This is a genomic window from Serratia grimesii (assembly GCF_900186025.1).
Classification (GTDB): Bacteria; Pseudomonadota; Gammaproteobacteria; order Enterobacterales; family Enterobacteriaceae; genus Serratia; species Serratia grimesii.
This window is the reverse complement of sequence record NZ_LT883155.1, coordinates 1398702-1417499: the sequence shown is the minus strand read 5'-3', so window position 1 is coordinate 1417499 and position 18798 is coordinate 1398702. Positions and strand designations below refer to the sequence as shown.

At 53.4% G+C, this 18798-nt stretch carries 19 protein-coding genes; 14 read left to right on the top strand and 5 right to left on the bottom strand.

Annotated elements, in window-relative coordinates; genetic code table 11:
* Nucleotides 1-64 precede the first annotated feature (64 nt).
* Together bglX and SGBXF1_RS06620 are read right to left on the bottom strand one after the other, a co-directional pair.
* Nucleotides 65-2362, bottom strand: coding sequence for a beta-glucosidase BglX (bglX, locus tag SGBXF1_RS06625; protein WP_186428012.1), 2298 nt, complete (start codon nucleotides 2360-2362; stop codon nucleotides 65-67).
* Between the two features lie 114 nt (nucleotides 2363-2476).
* On the bottom strand, nucleotides 2477-3406 hold the full coding sequence (locus SGBXF1_RS06620; protein WP_186428011.1) for a LysR substrate-binding domain-containing protein: 930 nt from the start codon (nucleotides 3404-3406) through the stop codon (nucleotides 2477-2479).
* A 222-nt stretch (nucleotides 3407-3628) separates the two neighbouring features.
* Between SGBXF1_RS06620 and SGBXF1_RS06615 the strand changes: the two genes are divergently transcribed.
* Both SGBXF1_RS06615 and SGBXF1_RS06610 read left to right on the top strand, forming a co-directional pair.
* On the top strand, nucleotides 3629-4783 hold the full coding sequence (locus SGBXF1_RS06615) for a pyridoxal phosphate-dependent aminotransferase (RefSeq protein ID WP_037421558.1): 1155 nt from the start codon (nucleotides 3629-3631) through the stop codon (nucleotides 4781-4783).
* 42 nt (nucleotides 4784-4825) lie between these two features.
* Nucleotides 4826-5605, top strand: a complete 780-nt coding sequence (locus SGBXF1_RS06610) for an ABC transporter substrate-binding protein (RefSeq protein ID WP_037421555.1) — start codon at nucleotides 4826-4828, stop codon at nucleotides 5603-5605.
* A 167-nt stretch (nucleotides 5606-5772) separates the two neighbouring features.
* On the opposite strand, the gene ddlA is transcribed toward SGBXF1_RS06610, so the two are convergent.
* Complete coding sequence (gene ddlA / locus SGBXF1_RS06605; RefSeq protein ID WP_037421552.1) at nucleotides 5773-6876, bottom strand: D-alanine--D-alanine ligase; 1104 nt, start codon at nucleotides 6874-6876, stop codon at nucleotides 5773-5775.
* Nucleotides 6877-7045: 169 nt separating this feature from the next.
* Between ddlA and SGBXF1_RS06600 the strand changes: the two genes are divergently transcribed.
* From SGBXF1_RS06600 to SGBXF1_RS06585, 4 genes are all read left to right on the top strand, one after another.
* Entirely contained in the window at nucleotides 7046-7249 is a 204-nt protein-coding gene (locus SGBXF1_RS06600) for a ParD-like family protein (RefSeq protein ID WP_037421548.1), read from the top strand.
* Nucleotides 7246-8040, top strand: coding sequence for a type I methionyl aminopeptidase (gene map / locus SGBXF1_RS06595; RefSeq protein WP_037421545.1), 795 nt, complete (start codon nucleotides 7246-7248; stop codon nucleotides 8038-8040). The genes SGBXF1_RS06600 and map overlap by 4 nt, the downstream gene beginning before the upstream one ends.
* Nucleotides 8041-8158: 118 nt before the next feature.
* Nucleotides 8159-9877: a D-lactate dehydrogenase gene (gene dld, locus SGBXF1_RS06590; RefSeq protein WP_130379657.1), complete on the top strand. Its 1719-nt coding sequence runs from the start codon at nucleotides 8159-8161 to the stop codon at nucleotides 9875-9877.
* A 386-nt stretch (nucleotides 9878-10263) separates the two neighbouring features.
* A complete protein-coding gene (locus SGBXF1_RS06585; RefSeq protein WP_037421542.1) occupies nucleotides 10264-11115 on the top strand; it encodes a DMT family transporter in 852 nt (283 codons plus the stop codon).
* A gap of 54 nt (nucleotides 11116-11169) precedes the next feature.
* Here the strand turns inward: SGBXF1_RS06585 and SGBXF1_RS06580 are convergent, their stop codons facing one another.
* A complete protein-coding gene (locus SGBXF1_RS06580) occupies nucleotides 11170-11760 on the bottom strand; it encodes a Yip1 family protein (RefSeq protein ID WP_061806948.1) in 591 nt (196 codons plus the stop codon).
* 205 nt (nucleotides 11761-11965) lie between these two features.
* Between SGBXF1_RS06580 and SGBXF1_RS06575 the strand changes: the two genes are divergently transcribed.
* The 5 genes from SGBXF1_RS06575 (at nucleotide 11966) to SGBXF1_RS06555 (ending at nucleotide 16027) form a co-directional block, all read left to right on the top strand.
* Nucleotides 11966-12436 carry an acyltransferase gene (locus SGBXF1_RS06575; protein ID WP_037421536.1) on the top strand — a complete coding sequence of 157 codons (471 nt, stop codon included), beginning with the start codon at nucleotides 11966-11968 and terminating at the stop codon, nucleotides 12434-12436.
* Nucleotides 12433-12975 carry a GNAT family N-acetyltransferase gene (locus tag SGBXF1_RS06570; protein ID WP_186428010.1) on the top strand — a complete coding sequence of 181 codons (543 nt, stop codon included), beginning with the start codon at nucleotides 12433-12435 and terminating at the stop codon, nucleotides 12973-12975. The genes SGBXF1_RS06575 and SGBXF1_RS06570 overlap by 4 nt, the downstream gene beginning before the upstream one ends.
* A 104-nt stretch (nucleotides 12976-13079) precedes the next feature.
* Entirely contained in the window at nucleotides 13080-13916 is an 837-nt protein-coding gene (locus tag SGBXF1_RS06565; protein ID WP_061806945.1) for a DUF1460 domain-containing protein, read from the top strand.
* 133 nt (nucleotides 13917-14049) lie between these two features.
* Nucleotides 14050-14862: a MetQ/NlpA family lipoprotein gene (locus SGBXF1_RS06560; protein WP_037421527.1), complete on the top strand. Its 813-nt coding sequence runs from the start codon at nucleotides 14050-14052 to the stop codon at nucleotides 14860-14862.
* Nucleotides 14863-15001: 139 nt separating this feature from the next.
* Entirely contained in the window at nucleotides 15002-16027 is a 1026-nt protein-coding gene (locus SGBXF1_RS06555) for a MerR family transcriptional regulator (RefSeq protein WP_186428009.1), read from the top strand.
* A gap of 7 nt (nucleotides 16028-16034) precedes the next feature.
* On the opposite strand, the gene SGBXF1_RS06550 is transcribed toward SGBXF1_RS06555, so the two are convergent.
* Nucleotides 16035-16913 (bottom strand): LysR family transcriptional regulator, encoded by an 879-nt coding sequence (locus SGBXF1_RS06550; RefSeq protein ID WP_186428008.1) that lies wholly within the window; start codon nucleotides 16911-16913, stop codon nucleotides 16035-16037.
* A gap of 98 nt (nucleotides 16914-17011) precedes the next feature.
* Here SGBXF1_RS06550 and SGBXF1_RS06545 point away from each other — a divergent pair, with 98 nt between their 5' ends.
* The 3 genes from SGBXF1_RS06545 to SGBXF1_RS24060 all read left to right on the top strand — a co-directional run bounded on the left by SGBXF1_RS06545 (nucleotide 17012) and on the right by SGBXF1_RS24060 (nucleotide 18769).
* Nucleotides 17012-17935, top strand: coding sequence for a DMT family transporter (locus tag SGBXF1_RS06545; protein ID WP_238321008.1), 924 nt, complete (start codon nucleotides 17012-17014; stop codon nucleotides 17933-17935).
* A gap of 108 nt (nucleotides 17936-18043) precedes the next feature.
* Nucleotides 18044-18583, top strand: coding sequence for a GNAT family N-acetyltransferase (locus tag SGBXF1_RS06540; RefSeq protein ID WP_037421518.1), 540 nt, complete (start codon nucleotides 18044-18046; stop codon nucleotides 18581-18583).
* Between the two features lie 102 nt (nucleotides 18584-18685).
* Nucleotides 18686-18769 carry a small membrane protein YohP gene (locus tag SGBXF1_RS24060; protein WP_020825765.1) on the top strand — a complete coding sequence of 28 codons (84 nt, stop codon included), beginning with the start codon at nucleotides 18686-18688 and terminating at the stop codon, nucleotides 18767-18769.
* Nucleotides 18770-18798 lie beyond the last annotated feature (29 nt).

Genomic DNA, 18798 nt, shown 5'->3' with positions numbered 1-18798 from the left:
AACGTTTTGAAGTCCCCAGCCACTCGGGAAAGTGGCTGGGGTGGCAACAGATGTGCCGGTATACTTACTTCAGTGTAAAACTCTGTGCTTGCACGTTGTCAGAATCCAGGCCGACAAAGACATTAAACTTGCCCGGTTCCGCGCCCCATTTCAGGCTGGCGTTATAGAACTTGAGATCCTCTTCGGTAACAGGCAACTCCACCTTCTGCGACTGCCCCGCTTTCAACATCACCTTTTTAAAATTACGCAGTTCTTTCACTGGGCGGCTGACCGAAGCGGTCACGTCTTGCAGATACAGCTGCACCACGGTGGCACCATCATATTTACCGGTGTTCTTGAGTGTGACGCTGGCCGTGATTTTGCCGTTTCGCGCCATCGTCGGGCTGGAGAGCTTCAGGTCCGACAGGCTAAAGCTGGTGTAGCTCAAGCCGTAGCCAAACGGGTACAGCGGACCATTTGGTGAGTCAAAGTAACGTGAGGTGTACTTGCCCGGATTTTCCTTGCCGAACGGACGGCCGGTATTCAGATGGTTGTAGTACATCGGGATCTGCCCGACCGAACGCGGGAAGGTCATCGGCAGCTTGCCCGACGGGTTGTAGTCGCCAAACAGGACATCAGCCACCGCATTGCCACCTTCGGTGCCGCTGTACCAGGTTTCCAGCATCGCATCCGCCTGTTGGCTTTCCCAGCTCAGTGCCAGTGGTCGGCCATTCATCAACACCAGCACCAGCGGCTTGCCAGTGGCCTTCAGCGCGGCGATCAGGTCACGCTGGCTTTGTGGAATAGTGATGTCGGCACGGCTTGAAGCTTCGTGCGCCATGCCCTGCGATTCCCCCACCACCGCGACCACCACATCGGCTTTCTTCGCTGCCTGCACCGCTTCGTCAATCATCTGCTGTGGCGGACGAGTATCAAACACCACCGCCGGTTCATACTCGTTCAGGTAGTCGATAATGCTCTTGTCCTGAGTGACGTTGGCACCCTTGGCGTAGAGGATTTTCGCCTTGTCGCCCACGGCACGCTCCAGCCCTTCACGCAGGGTGACCGATTGTTTAATCACCCCAGCGGCTGACCAGCTGCCCATCACGTCACGTTGGCTGTCGGCCATCGGCCCGACCAGCGCAATGGTTGCCTGCTTGCTTAATGGCAGCGTTTGCTTGTCATTCTTCAACAGGACCATGGTCTTACGTGCGATCACGCGTGCCTCAGCACGATGCAACCGGCTTTCGGCATTAGTGTCCTGAGGATCAGACCCCACCGGGCCAAGATGGGTATACGGGTCTTTGAACAGGCCCATGTCATATTTGGTATTCAGTACGTCGCGACAGGCCCGGTCAATATCGCTTTCCGATACCAGCCCGTCCTTCACCAGCCCCGGCAGGTATTGGTCGTAATATTCGTCGCTCATGCTCATGTCGACACCGGAGGTGATCGCCAACCGTACGGCATCGCGGGCATCTTCCGCCACACCGTGTTTAATCAGCTCTTTAATCGCGCCGTGGTCACTGATGGTGATGCCCTTAAAGCCCCACTGATCGCGTAGCAAATCTTTCAACAGCCACGGGTTGGCGGTGGCCGGAATACCGTTCACCGAGTTGAGCGACACCATAACGCCACCGCTGCCTGCGTCAACCGCAGCCTTATAAGGCGGCAGATAGTCCTGGTACATCCGCAGTGGGCTCATATCGACGGTGTTATAATCACGACCACCTTCGGTAGCGCCGTACAGCGCAAAGTGCTTCACGCTGGCCATGATGGCACCGGGTTGGGAAGGATCGCCATTTTGGTACGCATCCACCATCACTTTGGCTATTTTAGACACCAACCAGGTATCTTCACCGAAACCTTCCGATACCCGTCCCCAGCGCGGATCGCGGGTGATATCGACCATCGGCGAGAACGTCATGTTCAAACCGTCATCGCTGGCTTCCTGAGCCGATACGCGGCCACTGAGGGCGATGGCTTCGAGATCAAAACTGGCCGCCAGCCCGAGGCTGATCGGGAACACGGTGCGTTGGCCGTGCACTACGTCGTAGGCAAAGAACAACGGGATTTTCAGGCGACTGAGTTGCATGGCCTGATCCTGCATGGCGCGGATATCCGGTCGGGTAACCGTATTGAAGATGGCGCCAATCTGGCCCTTACTGATGCCGTCACGGATCGCCTCTTTCGGGTTATCCGGCCCAACGCTGATTAACCGCAACTGGCCGATTTTTTCTTCCAGTGTCATCTGTTTCATTAGGTTGGAGACAAAGGCGTCACGCTGCTGCGCGTTCACACCCTGCATGACAGTACTTTCCTGCGCAAAAACCGGGCTGATGGCCAGACCGGACAACATACTCACCACACAAAGCCATTTCATATTTTTTATCTCAGGCATGTTCCCATCGCAGGCCGCGGCGGGGATGATCAATCAATGTGAAAAGCAGTGTGCCATACTCCTTTTCACCGCAGAAATAATTTGTAATGTTAAAAGTTACAAGCTGTTAGCAGACGCCAGTCGGTAATTTTTCAGCCGCGCGCGGCTTAGTGCCGCCTCATCGTCGAGAAAATTGACCAGTTCTGTTAATGCTGTGGGCACCACAGCCCGTTCCGGATAAACCAAATAGTACGCCGCACCGCTGACAACACTGAGTGGGAAAGGTGTGACGACGCGCTGCGCCTGGATATCCTCTTCTAACAAGCACAAATCGCCGATGGCGATACCAAACCCTTGTAGCGCGGCACTCATCGCCAGATCGAGCGTATCGAAATGCTGCGCCTTGCGTGAAGGTAGTGCCTCTTTTCCCGCCGCCTTCAACCACAACAACCAGTCGCGGCGATCGCGTGTAGGGTGCAACAGGGTTTTCTCAGACAGATCGGTCAGGGTTGGTGGATGAGGCAAATCGGGCAGATAAGATGGTGTGCAGACTGGCGTAAGAATTTCATCAAACAGATGATGCACAGTCAGCTTCTTGCCCTGCGGCCGGCCGAACACCACGGCAGCATCAAAGTGTTCTGCGCCGAAATCCAGCCCGTGCGATACCGACGCGGTCAATTCAATATGCATTTCCGGTCGTTCATTTTGTAGCCGGATGATGCGCGGTAACACCCAGCGCATGGCACAGGTCGGGCACTTTATCCGCAGAGTCCCCGTCTGTGCCCCAGCCCGCGATAGTGCCTCATCCAACTGCCCCAGAGCCTGCTGCACCGGCGCCAACAGCATCGCCCCCTGTGGCGTCAGTGCCAGGCCACGTGCCCCACGGCTAAATAATGGGTAGCCTAAATGCTGCTCCAGCCCGAGGATCTGCCGGCTGACCGCGCCCTGCGTCAAATGCAAACTTTGGGCGGCATGAGTGAAATTAAGCCGTTGGGCCACCACCACAAAGGTTTTCAAGACATCGAGCGAAGGTAAGGATGACGACACAGCGAGCTCCTTTATATCCCAGAAAATTGTCGGGACGAATAGATACGTCCCTTAGGGTTAACCCCTGTGGTAGAGGTACTGCATGCTGCGCCCATGATGGCGAGTGGAAGATATAAGCCATGATCTGAATGCATGGCAAGTATGACAAACTTTCCCTTGTTGGCCTACCGTCATTGATGCTTAATCAAACGATACTTCCCCTCTTTCTCCCTGGAGCCACTCATGCAGAGCGCCTGCTCACACCGCTCTAAGTTGCCGGACGTCGGCACCACTATTTTTACCGTTATTGGCCAGCTCAGTGCTGAACATCAGGCTTTGAACCTCTCGCAGGGCGCCCCCAACTTCGCCTGTGAGCCGCAGTTGGTTGACGCGGTAGCGCAAGCCATGCGCGCAGGTCATAACCAATACGCCCCGATGAGCGGCGTAGCGGCGTTACGATCCGCTCTGGCTGATAAAGTCGAACAATTGTATGGCGCGCGCTACGACGCCAATGAAGAAATTACGGTCATTGCCAGCGCCAGCGAAGGTTTGTATTCCGCCATCAGCGCACTGGTGCACCCAGGCGATGAAGTTATTTATTTCGAACCGGCGTTCGACAGCTATGCGCCGATCGTCCGCTTGCAGGGCGCAACACCGGTCGCCATTAAACTGTCGCTACAAGATCTGCATATTGACTGGGACGAAGTCGCCGCCGCCATCAATAGTAAAACGCGGATGATCATCGTTAACAGCCCGCATAACCCAACCGGCAGTGTGTTTGGCGAACATGACATTGAGCGGCTGACTGCCCTCACGCGCAACACCGACATCGTCATTTTGTCCGATGAAGTCTATGAGCATGTCGTCTTCGACGGTGGTCTTCATCACAGCATGGCGCGCCATCCACAGTTAGCCGAACGCAGTGTGATTGTCTCGTCATTTGGCAAAACCTATCACGTGACGGGCTGGCGCGTCGGTTACTGTATGGCACCTGCAGCGTTGATGGATGAAATCCGTAAAGTTCATCAGTTTATGGTGTTCTCCGCCGATACGCCGATGCAATATGCCTTTGCTGAAGCGTTGGGAAACCCGCAAAGCTATCTGGGACTGGCGGCCTTCTATCAGCAGAAACGTGATTTACTGGCCAATGCCCTGCAAGATTCACGCTTTGAATTACTGCCCAGCCGCGGCAGTTTCTTTATGCTGGCCCGCTTTAGCGGTTTCAGTCAGGAAAGCGACAACGATTTTGCAGTACGCCTGATCCGCGAAGCCAAAGTGGCGACTATCCCGCTGTCGGCATTTTACAGCGACGGTACCGACACTGGCATTATCAGGCTGAGTTTTTCAAAAGATAACGAGACCCTGCTGGAAGGCGCACGCCGTCTGTGTCAGGTGTAATGCATTCATTTTTGCTTTGACCATGGGAAAAGGGCTCTGAATATGAAATCACTGAAAACGTTGATCGCCGCAGGTTGCCTGTTGGCCGCCGGCTCCACGCTGGCGGCAGAAAATACCCTGCGCTTTGGCCTGGAAGCACTGTACCCACCGTTCGAATCCAAATCCGCCAGCGGTCAGCTTGAAGGTTTTGATATCGATCTGGGTAACGCCGTTTGCGCCGCCGCGCAGTTGAAATGCAGTTGGGTCGAAACCTCGTTCGACAGCCTGATCCCAGCGTTAAAAGCACGCAAATTTGATGCCATTAACTCGGCAATGAACGTTACTGACCAACGTCGCCAGGCGATAGATTTCACTGACTCTATCTATCAGGTGCCTAACCGACTGATTGCCAAAGCAGACAGCGGTCTGTTGCCGAATGCCACCTCGTTGGCAGGCAAGCATGTCGGCGTGCTGCAAGGTTCAATCCAGGAAACCTACGCCAAGGTACACTGGGCACCACAAGGCGTGGACGTTGTGTCCTATCAGGATCAGAACCAGGCTTATCTTGATCTGACCGCCGGACGCCTCGACGCTACGCTGGTCATGGCACCTTCAGGACAAAGCGGTTTCCTGTCGCACCCTGACGGCAAGGGCTTCGCCTTTGTTGGCGATGCGGTCAGTGATGACAAGATCCTCGGTGAAGGCATTGCCTTCGGTCTGCGTAAAGGGGATGACGCGCTGAAGAAAAAACTCAATGAAGCCATTGTCAAAGTGAAGCAACAAGGCACGGTGGGCAAGTTGGCGAAGAAATATTTTGGCGATATTGATGTGACGGTGAAGTAAGAAACCCGCTTCAAAAAAGAACTCAATTGTTTCATGGCAGGGGCGCTGCATGCTGCACCCAATAACATCATCAATGGGTTAGAACATGTTCGCCCCTTACCGGTCTAGCCTTTACGCGAGTTTGTCAGAAGAACCAGGCCACCAACCTGGTTCTTTTTTATGCCCGCTTACCGATCAAACACCGAACTGTTCAACGCGCGATCCTGTTGATGGCGCTCTAGCGCCAGTTCAATCAGGCGGGTAATCAGTTCGCTGTAGCTGACGCCGCTGGCAGCCCATAATTTGGGATACATACTGATGTTGGTGAAGCCCGGCAGCGTGTTGATTTCGTTGATCACCACGTTGTTGTCCGGCGTAAGGAACACGTCCACACGAGCCAGACCGAAACACTCCAACGCACGAAACGCTTTCAGCGCTACGTCACGTATTTTGTCGCTCACCTCCGGCGCAATCACCGCAGGCACGATCACTTGAGCACCCTGCTCGTTGATGTATTTTGTGTCGTAGGAGTAGAAGGCATCGCTCAACACAATTTCGCCACACAGACTGGCCTGCGGTTCATCATTGCCCAATACGGCGCACTCAATCTCGCGGCCTACAATCGCCGATTCCACCAACACTTTATGATCGAAGCTAAACGCCAGTGTCACGGCAGCATCAAAACCGGCACGATCCTGAACCTTGCTGACCCCCACCGAAGACCCTTGGTTAGCCGGCTTAACAAACAGCGGCAAACCCAGGCGTTCGCTGAGTTGTTCAAAGCTGAATTTAGCGCGATTGCTGCGCGTCAGCGTCACAAATGGCGCCACAGCCAGCCCGGCATCACGCAACAAACGTTTAGTGACGTCTTTATCCATGCTGACCGCCGACCCCAGCACACCCGCGCCGACGAATGGCAGATTGGCCATCCGCAACAGCCCCTGTAGCGATCCATCCTCCCCCAAAGTGCCATGTACGATTGGGAAAACGACATCGAGCTGGCCCAAGGTACCGGCGCTGCCTGATTCGATCAGTTGCTGTTTTTCCTTACCGGGAATCAAAGCCACATTTTTATTTGAACGGTTCAGTGCTATTAGCGCCGGGTTTTCTGCATTCAGCAGATAATTGGACGCATCGTTAATGTGCCACTGCCCCTGCTTGTCGATCCCCAGCAGCGTGACGTCAAACTTGTCTTTGTCGATTGCATCCACAATGTTCTTTGCCGACTGTAGCGAAACCTCATGCTCCGCCGATTTACCGCCAAAGATCACACCAACACGTAATTTGCTCACGCCCTAAATCCTTCTGAAAAATCAGTGCAAAAAAGTTGTTTATCACAATAAACGCATTGTCGGGTGGCGACAATCACTGTGAACAAGAATATTCCCATGCCACAGAAAGCAAAATTTTCACCACCCAAAACATATACACTACGTATATAAATCGCTTATGGAGCAGATTATGGGCATTGTGAAAATTTCCGACGCACTGCATGACGATCTTCGCCTCGCCAGTATGTCGATGACGCGTTCAATCAACGCGCAGGCGGAATACTGGATCAAGATCGGGATGTTGGCGGAGTTCCATCCGGAACTGACCTACCCCCAACTGGTAAAAAAAATGATGAAAGATAACGCGCTGACGTTGAAGGAGATTGTCGGGTGAAAGAGATTGTGATCAAAACGCCGGAAGAAATTGCCAAAATGCGTCACTCTGGCGCCCTGCTTGCACAGGTGTTTGCTATGCTCGATGAGGTGATTGTCGAAGGCATCTCCACTATGGAGATCAACGACCGTGCCGAAGCCTTTATCGTCAATGAGTTAAAATCGCGCCCAGCCAGCAAAGGCCAGTACGATTTTCCTTATGTGCTTAACACATCGATCGACGACGTGATCTGCCACGGTATTCCTTCTGCCAGTAAAATTTTGCGTTCCGGCATGATCGTTAATGTAGACATTACGCTCGAAAATGATGGCTACATCGCTGATTCCAGTAAAATGTATTGCATCGGGCAGACCACACCCTTGGCCAAACGGCTGGTAAACACAGTGTATGAATCGCTGTGGCAAGGCATCCGTGTGGTGAAACCAGGAGCCACACTGGGTGATATCGGCCATGCTATTCAGCAGCACGCCGAAAAAGCCGGCTACAGCATCGTGCGCGAATACTGCGGCCACGGCATTGGTCGCGATATGCACGAAGAACCGGCGGTGTTGCACTTTGGCATGCCAGGCACCGGTATGGTATTGCAGGAAGGCATGGTGTTTACCATCGAGCCAATGATCAACCAAGGCGATCATCGGATTAAGCAGAAAAAAGACGGTTGGACGGTTGTAACCCGCGACAAGAAGCTCTCTGCCCAATGGGAGCATACTGTCGCAGTGACCGCTGACGGCGTGGAGATCCTGACGCTGCGAGACGAAGAGCGTCGGGCTGGCTACGTAGAGCGTTACTAAGCTATACAAGCTATCAACTTAATAAGCTAATAAGCCATTAAATTAATTACCCTGTGGCTTTCAGATACCGCTGTCAACACGGTAGGAGAAAGACATGGGGTACGACAGGGAGATCGGCATGACGCAGTTTACCAGCGCGACCAACCAGGCGTTTCTCAATCAGCTTAAAAGCATCGTTGGCGGCCCGCAGTTGCTGACCGGCGAACGCAGCACCGAACGTTATCGCAAAGGCTTCCGCTCCGGCGTTGGCCAGGCACTGGCGGTGGTGTTCCCGACGCGCTTGTTGCAGCTATGGCAGCTGTTAGAAGCCTGCGTCGCAGCCGACAAAATTGTCATCATGCAGGCGGCGAATACCGGCCTGACCGAAGGTTCGACGCCCAGCGGCAATGACTATGATCGCGATGTCGTCATTATCAGCACCCTGCGACTCAATCACGTACAAGTGTTGGACAACGGCAAACAGGTGGTGGGTTTCCCTGGCAGCACGCTTAATCAATTGGAAAAATTACTCAAGCCTTATGGCCGCGAACCCCATTCGGTGATCGGTTCCTCCTGCATCGGAGCTTCGGTAATCGGCGGCGTGTGCAACAATTCTGGTGGTTCACTGGTCAAGCGCGGCCCGGCCTATACCGAGATGGCCTTATACGCTCAATTGGGTGAGGACGGGCAACTGCGGTTAGTCAATCATTTGGGGATTAAGCTCGGCGATACGCCGGAGGAGATCCTCACGCGGCTGGAAAAAGGCGACTACCGGCCAGAAGATGTTGAACATGGTGAACTGCGAGCTTCCGACAACGAATACGCCAGCCGGGTACGAGACGTTGATGCCGACACCCCTTCCCGCTTTAATGCCGACAAGCGTCGCTTGTACGAGGCCTCCGGCTGCGCCGGCAAGTTAGCCGTATTTGCAGTACGACTGGATACTTTTGAAAAAGAAGGCAAAGAGCAGGTGTTTTACATCGGCACCAACGACACCGCCGTATTGACTGAGCTACGCCGCCACATGCTCAGCACTTTTGACAATCTGCCGGTAGCTGGCGAATACATGCACCGAGATATTTTTGATATCGCCGAAGTGTATGGCAAAGACACGTTCATGATGATCGACAAGCTCGGGACCGACCAAATGCCGAGTTTCTTTACCTTAAAAGGCCGCATGGACGCCAGCCTCAATAAGCTACCATTGCTGCCGCATAACCTGACCGATCGGTTGATGCAGGGCCTGAGTCACCTGGCCCCCAGCCATCTACCAAAACGGATGAAAGAGTACCGTGAGCGTTTTGAACATCACCTGCTACTGAAAATGGCTGGTCCGGGTGTTGAAGAGGCGCAACAGTACCTGAGCCAATATTTTGCCCAGGCCAATGGAGCCTTCTTCGTCTGTACCCCAGAAGAAGGCAAGAAAGCCTTCCTGCACCGCTTTGCCGCCGCCGGTGCCGCCGTGCGTTATCATGCGGTGCATGCCGACAAAGTAGAAGATATTCTGGCGCTGGATATCGCGTTGCGCCGCAACGACACTGACTGGTTCGAAACCCTGCCGCCGGAAATCGACAGCCAGTTGGTGCACAAGCTGTATTACGGCCACTTTATGTGCCACGTATTCCATCAGGATTATGTGGTGAAAAAAGGCGTCGACAGCCACGCACTGAAAGAAAAAATGCTCGAGATCCTTGATCAGCGCGGTGCGGAATACCCTGCGGAACATAACGTCGGCCACCTCTACCCTGCCAAACCCGACCTGCAAGCGTTCTATCAATCCGCCGACCCAACCAACAGCTTTAACCCGGGCCTTGGCAAAACCAGCAAGCGGAAACACTGGGCCGATAACAAAGCGTAATAAACCATCTCTCAGATTGCGCCCCCGAGATTCGGGGGCCGAATCGGGTGGCAAAAACGCATGTTAATTTTATGTTGCACAGTCAACCAAAGTTCACTATCTTGGTTTTGTTAATCACGCCCTGCATTCAGGAATATCCATGACTCAGTTTGCGCACATGAAAGACCCTGCGAACACGACCCTTCCGGCCGTTGTTCTGCTGTGCGCATCCTCCGCCCCACCTGCCGTTTTCTCTGTCGTATCTGCGGTTGCCGCTTATCCACCACGCTCAGTGGTTGTGCGCTAAGCCAAACCGAATTCTCTTCTCCAGCTTTGCTTGATTTGCGTCCCGGCGTAGAACGCCGTGTCTGCTGGAGCTTATTATTTTCACGACAGGTGAAAACTCAATGCGATTTATTTCTCAATGGGCCAACGCGGGCCTGGCCACCTTATTCGTCCTGCTCTGGAGCAGCGGCGCAATTTTCTCACGCTGGGGGCTGGAACATGCTTCCGCCTTTGCCTTTTTGTTCTTCCGTTGTGCGATCGCACTGGCGTTGCTGCTGGCGATCGGCCTGTGGCAACGCCAATGCCTGCCCACCCCAGGCACCCGTCGCCGTGTCGCGCTGATCGGACTGTTAATGATTGGCAGCTATCAGATTTGCTATCTGCTGGCACTGGAACAAGGCATTACCCCTGGTGTGCTGGCGACGCTGCTTGGCGTGCAGCCGATACTCACTCAGTTCATTACTGAACGTCGATGTTCGGGGCTGCGTGGCCTTGGCCTATTGTTGGCCATGGCCGGGTTAACACTGGTGGTGTATCAAAGCCTGATGATTGCCCACTTTTCGCTGCCTGGCATGCTGTGCGCCTTTATCGCGCTGGGTTGCATGACCGTCGGCACACTGCTGCAAAAAGGTCTGGCACAACCGCCCCTGGCAGTCTTGCCATTACAGTACGCCGTCGGATTATTGATGTGCACATTGGTGCTGCCGTTTGAACCACTACGCGTCGACTGGAGCATGGCATTTGTCGTGCCTCTGCTGTGGATGGCCGTGGTGATTTCGGTGTTGGCCACCTTTTTGCTGTATCGGCTGATCCAACGCGGCAATCTGGTGCAGGTTACCAGCTTGTTTTACCTGATCCCGGCGGTGACCGCGCTACTGGACTATCTGCTGCTTGGGCACGCGTTGGCCGCCATCAGTATGTTGGGCATGGCGGCGATTCTGGCTGGCGTCATGCTGGTATTTCGGCAACCCTAAATAGCAAAAGCCCCACATGCCAGACCGGCATGTGGGGCAATATCAAAACAGATTTTAGAATAACCAGGAACCATACCCCCACAGCAGTACCGTTACCCCGAGCAGCAACTCAAGCAACAAGATGCCGATGGCAAAGGTCGAGCTGGAGAAGATAAACCCTTCTTTACTATCAATATTCAGGAAGTGCGGTATGCCCAGATTAAGCAGATAACCCGAGTAACACAGGCCAATCACGCCGACAAACAGGCACAACCACACGACGGGATACAATGCCACAATGCCGCTAAGGAACATCGGGGTGGCGACATAACCGGCGAACACCATACAACGGTGCAAGCTCGGACGTACTTCATAACGCCGTGCCATCCAATGGATCACTTTCCCCATGATTGCCACGCCTGCCAACATCAGCAGATAAAAAGCGACTGCGGTATAAGATGCGGTGAACGTATTGAGCCGGATCGCATGTCCTTCGCCGGAGAGCCAGCCCAGTTGGGTCGTACCGATAAACGCGCAAATCACCGGGATAAGCGCCAATAACAGTACATGATGGGTGTAAAGGTGCGAGACGCTTTCGTTCTCGCTTTTAATGTGTTCGAACTCGGTGCTTGGATGCGCCAGAAGTCCCCAAACATGATTAACCATGAGACACCTCCTCCATCGCCGTAGGTCGCGATCGGCGAACGAATTTACCCCTCTGACGGATTGCTAACCGTACGAGGATTGCGGCCACGGGGCTCTCTCCCCTGTACTAATTATAGTCTTTCGCTGAAAAAACGTTCAGAAAGCACAGACGTGACCGCAGTTTGTTTTATAATTCGCCCACTGCGCCACTGCCGTGAGAAACGTCATGTCATCTGCCCTTACCGTTCGCCAAGCCGGCATTGTCGATGTCGACGCCGGACAAAATGTCACCGTCGTTCAGCCGTGCAACCTGTATGGTTGCCGGCTCGGCGATGAAGTATTCGTCGGGCCCTTTGTCGAAATCCAAAAAAACGTCAGCATCGGCGCACGCAGCAAAATCCAGTCACACAGCTTTATCTGTGAATATGTCACTATTGGCGCGGACTGCTTTATCGGCCACAACGTCACCTTCGCCAATGATCTGTTTAAAGATGGCGCGCCCAATGCCGATGCCAGCAGTTGGGGCCGCACAATGATTGGTGATCATGTTTCTATTGGCTCCGGCGCCACGGTGCTGGCAGTGGAAATTTGCAACGGTGCGGTGATCGGTGCCGGGTCAGTCGTCACGAAAAACATCACCCGTAAAGGGATCTATGCCGGCAATCCGGCGCGTTTGCTGAGGGATCTTGCCCCATGAGCCCCGCGATCCAAATTACTCCCGTTACCCGCTTACCCGACGGGTATCTGACCAGCTGCGACTTTAGCTTTCAGATTGCACTCTACGCCCAACCGTTTTTCGACACGCCGATCGACAGTTGGCCACTGCTACCGGTCACGCCATTCCGCAAAAACTACCCGCTGGCCCCGTTCGTCAATGATGAAAGCGAAACCTTTCTGGCCCGTCATCGTGGCGAGGCAGTCGGACACATCACGCTAAGCAATAACTGGAATGGGTATGCGCTGATCGAGGAAATCGTCGTTAGCGCCCATGTCCGCCGCCTGGGGATTGCTACTGCACTGCTTGAGACGGCAAAACTCTGGGCGCAACGCCATGAAACCTCCGGCCTGATGCTGGAAACGCAAAATACTAACCTGCCCGCCTGCCGCTGCTATCAACGTTTTGGTTTTATCCTCGGCGGTATTGATCATCTGCTGTATCGCGCTCAGCCAGATATCGCCGATCACGAAATTGCCCTGTTCTGGTATCTGCCATTTAACAGTGAAATCGGTTATTAAGTGATAGCCGAACGTTGAGGCTATGTTTAACTATTAACCATCCTGACCGTGGTGAGAACTGTTATCATTTCCATGATAACGGGCCGAAACCATTGGAGGGTAAAATGTACAAGGTTGTCACATTGATATTGGCTATTGCGCTTAGCGGCTGTGCAGATAAAATTCCTGTTGGACAAACATCCGAACCCACCACCAGCCCACCTGCAGATTTCAAGGCCAGCATGGACAATCTTACGTTAGACAAACTCAATCAGCTTCTCGCCCTTCGCGCTGCCGTGCCAGCAGAGGTGCAAAAGGATAACGGGCGTATGATCAGCCTGCTATCCCAGCCATTCCTCGGTACACCCTACGTTGCCAATATGCTGATTGGTTCGCAGGATACGCCGGAAAAGCTGGTGATCGACTTCCGCGGTCTGGATTGCTTCACCTATATCGATTATGTCGATGCGCTGAGCCAGGCAAACAGCCAGGCAGACTTTGTCCAACGGCTGATCCACATCCGCTATGCCAACGGCGATATTAACTTTCTGCAACGTAAACACTTCTTCACCGACTGGTCGCATCAAGCTAAAACCAACGTGACGGATATTACCGCCACACTCAGCCCGCACACGGTAACACTGGTGAAAAATCTGAACGAAAAGTCAGACGGCAGCAGTTATCTACCGGGGCTGGCTAACGTGCAGCGCAGCATCACTTACCTGCCCAGCGATTTTATTGACGATCAGGTGTTGGCTCAGTTACACACCGGTGATTACATCGGTATTTACACCAATCTGGCCGGTCTCGACGTTACCCATACCGGCATCTATATTATGACCGAAAATGGCCCCGTGCTACGTAATGCTTCTTCACGCAAAGAAAATATGCAGGTGGTGGACTCGCCCTTCATGGATTACGTGCTGGCCACGCCAGGCATTGTGGTTTTGCGCGCCAAATAATGGCGCACAATAAAACTTCCTGTTATTAGCTATAAATCTTTGTGCTGAGCAAGCGTTTGACTTCCCCGCAGGTTCAGGCTTAGCTAGCAGTACAAAACCAACTGATTTTATTGTTCTTTTCAGGGAGAATTTGATGACCAAGACGTGGCGTTATACCCCTCTGCTGGCAGCGTTCGCCGCCGTACTGGCGCTTCAGGGCTGTGAGCAAAAAACCGATCAGAATCATATCAAGGTCGGGGTAATCAACGGCGCAGAGCAGGACGTAGCGGAGGTTGCCAAACAGGTAGCCAAAGACAAATATGGGCTGGACGTTGAGCTGGTGGGGTTCAGCGGTTCACTGCTGCCCAACGACGCGACCGATAAGGGTGAGCTGGATGCTAACGTATTCCAACACCGTCCATTCCTCGAACAACAGAATAAAGATCACGGGTATAAACTGGTCGCGGTTGGAAATACCTTCGTGTTTCCCATGGCCGGTTATTCAAAGAAAATCAAATCACTGAAAGAGTTGCAGGACGGGGCGATCATTGCCATCCCTCTGGATCCCACCAACCTCGGGCGAGCACTGCTCCTGCTGGAGAAAACCGGCTTAATTACGCTGAAACCGGGCAAAGGGCTACTGCCAACGTCGTTGGATATCAGCGCCAACCCGCACAACTATAAGATTATGGAACTGGAAGGGGCGCAATTGCCTCAGGTGCTGGACGATCCCAAAGTCACCGTGGCTGTCATCAGCACCACTTACATCAACCAGACCGGTCTGACCCCCACCAAGGATGGCATCTTTATCGAAGACAAGAATTCACCGTACACCAACATCATAGTGACGCGTGAAGACAATAAAGATGCGCCTAACGTGCAAAACTTCATCAAAGCCTACGAGTCGGATGAAGTGGCCAAGGCCGCCGAAAAAATCTTTAACGGCGGTGCGGTAAAAGGCTGGTAATCCAGCCGTTAATTTCAATTGCGGGTTCTCTGCGCAGAATCCGCAATCTTTCCCTCGAAAATATCCCCATCCTCCCCCTTGACCCTCACGCTACGTCAGGCTTTAGTATTTCTGCACGCACAAGGGAGGAGCACACTTCATGTTACTGAAAGTTGGCAAACTGGCCCGCCGTTCCGGGATCACCGTCAGAACGCTACATTACTACGACAGCATTGGTTTGCTGGTTCCTTCTGCGCGTTCCGACGCCGGGTATCGCTTATATAACCGGGCCGACATCACTCGCCTGCACCATATTCAGGCATTGCGCCGAATGGGGGTGACACTGGATGAAATCGGGGCAATTCTGGCACGTTCAGGGATGGCCCTCACCACCGTGATTGAGCAGCAAATCACCATGCTGAATCGGCAACTGGTGCAGACCGCCGCACTGCGCGATCGTTTACAGCAGATGCATGCGCAGCTCTGCATCGGGGATGAACCTGAGTTGAACGACTGGCTGACTACGTTGGAGTTAATGACCATGTACGATAAATATTTTACCGCAGACGAGCTGGCACAACTGCCCTTCTACCAGGCCAGCCCAACACGCAACAGGGAATGGGGTGAACTGGTCAGCGGCATTCGCACGCTGATCGAAAACGGCGTCGAACCACAAGCACAGCAGGCGCAGGATCTGTCCCGACGTTGGATGCAGATGCTTGAACGCGATACCGCAAACAACCCGGCATTTCTCACTCGGTTAAATACCATGCATGCCGATGAGCCATCAATACGCGAACAAACGGGCATCACGCCGACAATGACTGATTATGTCACTCGCGCATTTGCCGAAACCAAACTATCCATTTACCAAAAATACCTGTCGGAAGAAGAATACGCCTATGTTCGTCAGCATTATTTCACCCGTCTGCAGGAATGGCCGGTGCTGATCGCCCAGTTCCATCAAGCATTAAATAAGGGTGTACCGCCGGAATCTGAACAAGCGAAAAGCCTGGCGGCCCAATGGCTTGAACTGTTTCAATCCTATGCGGGGACCAACCCTGCCACTCAAATGAAAATCCGCCAGGCAATGGAACGGGAACCTACCTTGGTTGAAGGTACCTGGCTGACACCACCGCTGTTACGTTATTTGCAGCAGGCAGTAGCACAACTGATGCGTGGTTAGTCACCATTCAACCGACAGTGTCCACCAGCCGAGTAATACCCGTAACGTCCGCATAGCAGTCCAATAAAAATGCCGTCACGGCGGCAATGCCCGGTGCGTGGCGGATATCGTCATGCACCGTTTGCCAAATCTCGCGCTGAAGCGAACGCGTTCCCGCCAGACGTTCCAGCCCCAGTTCCTGTCCGACAAAATGCGGTAACAGTGCAATACCCGCCCCCGCCTGCGCAGCTGCGGCCTGAATCATCAAGTCGTTACTGCGTATTACCAGCGATCGCCCGCCAGCCTGTTCCAGCAACCATTTTTGTTGGACCGACGCCGCCCGCGAGTCGTGATAACCGATAAACCCCCATTGCACCTCCGGCGTTGCCTGCAAATATCCCGCATTGGCATACAGACCAAACTCAACGGTGCCAATCTTTCTGGTAACCAGATCACTTTCACTGGCGCGACTGAGGCGAATGGCAATGTCCGCTTCCCCACGCAACAGCGAGACGTTGGCCGTGTCCGCCAGCAAGATCAGCTGTAAATCTGGATAACGCTGCTGTAACTGAGCAATACGCGGCGCGATCAGCTTCAGTCCCATTACGGGTGGTACGCTTAGCGTCACAACCCCCGCAATGCCCTGTCGCCCACTGAGTGCGGCACGGCTGACCGCAAAAGCGTTGAGGGTCATGCTGTCACCCTGCGCGGCGATGCGTTGCCCGTCGACAGTCAGCAAGTAGCTGCGCGGGCGACGATCCACCAATTTTAACGCCAACGAGGTTTCCAGGCTGGCAATACGTCGGGCGACGGTGGCGTGATCTACTTTCAAACTGCGAGCAGCACCCGACAGCGATTTTTCCTGCGCGAACACCATGAAATAGTGCAAATCTTCCCAATTGAACATGGGCATTTTCTCACATCAAAAGTGAACATATAGGGAATATTAACGCAAAGGGTTAGAGCGCAAACTGTTTTCTGTTTATTTTATCACCACAGGAAACCATGATGAAAACCTCACTGCCGCTGGCCTATCTGGGTGTCATTGTCGCCACCTTTTTCTGGGGCACCAACTTTAATGCGGGTGCCTATATCATCGCCCATCAGTTACCGATTACCGCCTCTATCGAGCGTTTCAGTTTGGCAACGCTCGCGTTGTTCGTATTCTTCGGCCTGCGCGGGCAACTGCGCCTCAGTACGCTGAAAAGCAACTGGCTGGCTTATTTAGGACTGGGCGTACTGGGCTTCACGATCTTCAATCTGTGCACCTTTTTCGGTCTGCAGTCCACCACACCGGTCAATGGCGCACTGATCCTCGCCACGACACCGTTGTGGACATTGGTCTTTGGCGTAATTTGGGAAAATGAAAAACTGAACGGATCACGCATCGCCGGTCTGCTGGCTGGTTTTATCGGTGTGGTGTTGGTTATCACCAAAGGCCATATTCAAACACTGCTGCGGCTAGAGGTTAGCCCCGGCGATGGCATTATTTTACTCGGTAGCCTGGCCTGGGCACTGAATATGGTTGGTACCCGTCGTATGGTACGTAATGCCACTGCCATCGAAACCACCAGTTATTCAATGCTGTTCGGCACATTGGTCCTGCTGCCACTGGGACTTATCTTCGAGAATCCACTGCAAAACCTGGCCTCAGCCAGCCTTAGCGTACATGCCGCCGTGGTTTATCTGGCACTGTGTGGGTCACTGCTGGCCTACTTGCTCTGGTTCAATGGGCTGGAAAAAATAGGTTCGGTACGCACCGCGATTTTCTTTAATCTGTCGCCTGTTTTCACCATGCTGGTGGCAACAATCACAGGTACTGCCCCTAATGTTTGGCAGTTAACCGGTGCAGCCTGGGTGATCCTCGGGGTGCTACTGGCTTCGGGCGTATTCATGCGTTTTATACCACGCCGTTCGGCCATAGGTTAGCCATAGGTTTTTCTTATCTTCAATATAAGAAAGCCCAATTTACCTTGTCGGCGAGCACAGTGCATAATGTGTTTATCTTCTTATTTTTCAAGGTAAACAGGTATCTCTATGCCGCCAGTTCCTCCACTGACGCTCGTCGACGCTACGCCAGACGACATGGCTGCAGTGTTACAGATTTACACGCATCATGTGTTGTACGGCGCAGCGTCATTTGAAGAAATCCCCCCGACATTGGAAGAAATGAAGCTGCGTCTCAGCAAGGTGCAGGAAGCGGGCTTACCCTGGCTGATCGCCAGGCAGGCAAACCTCGTGGTCGGTTATTGCTATGCCACGCCTTATCGACCACGCCCAGCCTACCGGTTTACTGTGGAGAACTCTGTCTATATCGCCGAGGGTCAGCAGGGGAAGGGTATCGGCAAAGCATTGTTAACCGCACTGATCGCCCGCTGCGAGCTTGGCCCCTGGCGTCAAATGCTAGCGACCGTTGGTAATGCCAAGGATAATCATGGCTCGCTGGCCTTGCATCAGAAACTGGGCTTTACCAGCGTGGGCACATTAAAGGCGGTAGGTTTTAAGTTGGGCGAGTGGCGCGACACCCATATCATGCAGCGTACGTTGGGTGCAGGTGACGCTAATCCCCCCAAATAGGCAACGCGGCAGGCAATTTGTGGATTATCAACTACAGTAAATAATGATTTCATCAGGTTAGCGGAAACCTGCGCCATCATTCAAATCAATTGGGAGAGACGAATGAAAATCATTCTGTGGATTGTCGCCATTATCTTTATCGTTGGCCTACTCACCATCACCGGCGTTTTCAAACTGATCTTTTAAATTCCCCCGCGCCCAGAGGCGCGGGATTT